1 protein-coding gene is annotated in these 1641 nt (G+C 66.5%); it reads right to left on the reverse strand.

All coding sequences use genetic code 11. The features are described from left to right. Positions 1-1641: maltose alpha-D-glucosyltransferase (gene treS / locus ABD224_RS28940; RefSeq protein ID WP_344055240.1), on the reverse strand; the 1641-nt coding region annotated here is incomplete at both ends.

Consider the following 1641-nt stretch of genomic DNA (forward strand, 5'->3'; position numbering starts at 1 on the left):
AGCCGGAACCAGTAGAAGCCGTGTCCGGCCAGGGTCAGCAGGTAGGGCAGGTCGCCGATGGGGGGGAAGCGGACGCCGCCGAACAGTTCGACGGGGTGGCGGCCGTGGAAGGCGCTCAGGTCGAGTTCGGTGGGCTGGGCGAAGCGGGAGAAGTTGTTCACGCACAGCACCAGGTCGTCCTCGTGTTCGCGCAAGAAGGCCAGGACGGCGGGGTTGGAGGAGGGCAGTTCGGTGTAGGAGCCGAGTCCGAAGGCGGGGTTCTGCTTGCGGATCTCGATCATGCGGCGGGTCCAGTGCAGCAGGGAGGAGGGGGAGGACATGGCCGCTTCGACGTTGGTGACCTGGTAGCCGTGGACCGGGTCCATGATCGTGGGCAGGAACAGGCGGCCGGGGTCGCAGGAGGAGAAGCCGGCGTTGCGGTCGGGGGTCCACTGCATGGGGGTGCGCACGGCGTCGCGGTCGCCGAGCCAGATGTTGTCGCCCATGCCGATCTCGTCGCCGTAGTAGAGGATGGGGCTGCCGGGCAGGGACAGCAGCAGGGCGGTGAACAGTTCGATCTGGTTGCGGTCGTTGTCCAGCAGGGGGGCCAGGCGGCGGCGGATGCCGATGTTGGCGCGCATGCGGGGGTCCTTGGCGTATTCGGCCCACATGTAGTCGCGTTCTTCGTCGGTGACCATCTCCAGGGTCAGTTCGTCGTGGTTGCGCAGGAAGATGCCCCATTGGCAGCCGGAGGGGATGGGCGGGGTCTTGGCGAGGATCTCGGAGACGGGGTAGCGGGACTCGCGGCGGACGGCCATGAAGATGCGGGGCATGACGGGGAAGTGGAAGGCCATGTGGCATTCGTCGCCGCCGGAGGCGTAGTCGCCGAAGTAGTCCACGACGTCCTCGGGCCACTGGTTGGCCTCCGCCAGCAGCACCTTGTCGGGGTACTGGCTGTCGATCTCCTTGCGGACCCGCTTGAGGAAGGCGTGCGTGGCGGGCAGGTTCTCGCAGTTGGTGCCCTCCTGCTGGTACAGATACGGCACCGCGTCCAGCCGGAAGCCGTCGATGCCCAGGTCCAGCCAGAAACGCAGGGCGGCCAGGATCTCCTCCTGGACGGCCGGGTTCTCGTAGTTCAGGTCCGGCTGGTGGGAGAAGAAGCGGTGCCAGTAGTACTGCTTGCGCACCGGGTCGTACGTCCAGTTGGACACCTCCGTGTCCACGAAGATGATCCGGGCGTCCTGGTACTGCTTGTCGTCGTCGGCCCACACGTAGTAGTCGCCGTAGGGGCCGTCGGGGTTCTTGCGGGACTCCTGGAACCACGGGTGCTGGTCGCTGGTGTGGTTCATGACGAAGTCGATGATCACGCGCATGCCGCGCTGGTGGGCGGAGTCGACGAAGTCCACGAAGTCGGCCAGGTCGCCGAATTCCGGCTGGACGGAGGTGTAGTCGGAGACGTCGTAGCCGCCGTCCCTCAGGGGGGACTTGAAGAACGGCGGCAGCCACAGGCAGTCGACGCCCAGCCACTGCAGATAGTCGAGTCTGGAGGTCAGGCCCTTCAGGTCGCCGATGCCGTCGCCGTTGCTGTCCTGGAAGGAGCGGACGAGGACCTCGTAGAAGACGGCACGTTTGAACCACTCCGGATCCCGGTCCCCGGCCGGG

It is taken from the genome of Streptomyces thermoalcalitolerans (assembly GCF_039525155.1).
Taxonomy (GTDB): Bacteria; Actinomycetota; Actinomycetes; order Streptomycetales; family Streptomycetaceae; genus Streptomyces; species Streptomyces thermovulgaris.